The organism is Chamaesiphon polymorphus CCALA 037 (genome assembly GCF_003003845.1).
Lineage (GTDB): Bacteria > Cyanobacteriota > Cyanobacteriia > Cyanobacteriales > Chamaesiphonaceae > Chamaesiphon > Chamaesiphon polymorphus.
This window is the reverse complement of record NZ_PVWO01000722.1, coordinates 1-2220: the sequence shown is the minus strand read 5'-3', so window position 1 is coordinate 2220 and position 2220 is coordinate 1. Positions and strand designations below refer to the sequence as shown.

Genomic DNA, 2220 nt, shown 5'->3' with positions numbered 1-2220 from the left:
CGCCTGTAACGGTGTCCCAGACGCGAATACTCAAATCGGCAGCGGTGGAAACCAACCACCGCCCATCCTTGCTCAGGGCAATCCCCCAGACCATATTTTCGTGGGGGATAACGAGCGTGCATTCCCCCGTCTCCACCTGCCAAATTTTGACCAGACTATCGACGCTACCACTAGCGAGGATCTGCCCATTTTCGCTGGCGACTAAACCTAAAATCGGGGCGGTGTGCCCCATCACTTGTAATAACGGTTTGCCCGTGCTGAATTCCCAGAGCTTGATGGTGCCATTCATATCCCCAGTGGCTAATCGATCGCAATTAGCCGCGATCGCGACTGACATCACGCTCCCCAACCGTTCGCCAAAAGCCGATCCGCTCAAATCCGCACCAGTTAAATTTAAGCGGTGGAGGGGAGTATTTGGCAGGTAGGCTTGCCAGATTGTCATCCCCGACAGGTCGAGATCGCTCAAATCTGCTTGCAACCGCACGAGGAGATTCACCAGATTTCCAGCAGTATAATCGGCACGATCGCGAGGTAAATTGACGAGGAAATCCCGCCAGCGATCGGCAATTTGGAGTTTATTACCAGAGGCTCGATCGATGATGCCATCTAAAATCAGTCGTTCCTGTACTTGGCGGATATAATCTTTTGCTTCCGCCTGAAGCAGCGCGAGATTGGGTAATAGTTCTGCTGGTGCTAAAGCGGACAATTCCTCACCTACGCCATCGATTAAGCGTTCGGTGACATATTCCATCACGACTGGCTGTTGCGAAAATTGGATCTCATTAGGAGTATGAGCATTGCCGAGTTCGATTAAGCTGCGTTTGGCTAAAGAGCGGAGAATATCCGGTAAATCTTGTTGGGCGCGGGGATGGATTAAATAGCGACGTAATTCGGTTAACGGGACGAATTCGCGCACGATCGCCAACCAATACATCACTTGTTTTTCTAATGCCGACAATCGATCGAATTGTCGATTTAATAAATCTCGAATATCGTCAAACAGAAGGGAAGCTCGATCGGGATGAGTCTGTACCAAAAAGTTAGTTAAATTACCACTAAATAACTCGACTACCACCGCCGAGACAATTTTTAGGGCTAACGGATTGCCGCGATAACGATCGGTTAATACTTGCCAATCTAACTCCGTTGCTTCCTCAATTCCCCGCTGTCGGCAAATTGCCCACGCCCCTGCTGCGTCTAATCCCGATATCGTCAAAGTATAAACGGAAGAACCTGGTTCTGCGAGGACACCAATTTCCTTCGGCTGTTCGCGACTGGTGAGAATAACGCAACTTTGATGGCGACGTTGGGCTAACTGCTGAAAGAAATCACCATATTCTTGATAACCCGATCGATAATTGCCAACCCTCTCTCCTGGCAACAAAATTGTTTCCACATTATCTAACACGACCGCACATTTCGCTGCTGTCAGGAATTGAAATAAGCTCGATATTTGAGTAGCTAAATCCGGCGGTTTGTTATCGATCGCAGTTTGGGTGAGATCCCTAAACACTTGCAGCAAATCTTCTAATAACACCGTTAATGGTGGTGCGTTGCGGAGCGATCGCCAGATAAGATACTTGTATCCAGACTCTTGCAAGCGTTCGACTAATTTCACTGCGATCGCACTTTTACCGATTCCCCCCATCCCCAGAATCGCCACCAATCGACAGGGGATATTGTTATTGCTACCAATCCAGTTCTGTAGCTGCTGGAGTTCCGCTTCCCGCCCCTGAAAGTCAAATACCTCCATTGCTTCGCCCCAGTCTACCGCTGCCTGTGGAGATGGCGGTGAGGGGACGATAGGCTCGATCGGGACTAGACGCTCCGCTCGTTGTCGTCCCTGCTGCCCGAATACCGATCGAACGTTATTTTTGCTAACTTTTACGTCTAGCAACTGACTCAACTGCTTCCACAGCCGCGAACCCACATCCTTGATATAGTCTTCATCATAGCCCGCTCGATCGGCCATCGCTCCATAACTATCCCCCGCCCAAGTTTGCCGAAACACAAATTCTTGAATCTGTGTTAACACCTTGGGTTTGAGTAAATCATCCAAGATTTCTAGAGCTTCATCGGGAGTCATAGTCTATATCGATACAGGTAATATAACTACATCTATAGTATATCGATCGCGGCTAACTACTCCCTTCCCGCTCAAAGAGTATAGAAAGAGGTACAATTACTAAATAAGGGGGAAAAGATGAATGAATCTGAGCC

Annotated in this window: 1 protein-coding gene; it reads right to left on the bottom strand. The window is 48.6% G+C overall.

Features of this window, described 5'->3' with window-relative positions; translation table 11 throughout:
- Positions 1 to 2086 (bottom strand): helix-turn-helix domain-containing protein (locus tag C7B77_RS28680; protein WP_146138589.1); only part of this gene is annotated, 2086 nt, incomplete at its 3' end.
- Between the last annotated feature and the right edge of the window lie 134 nt (positions 2087 to 2220).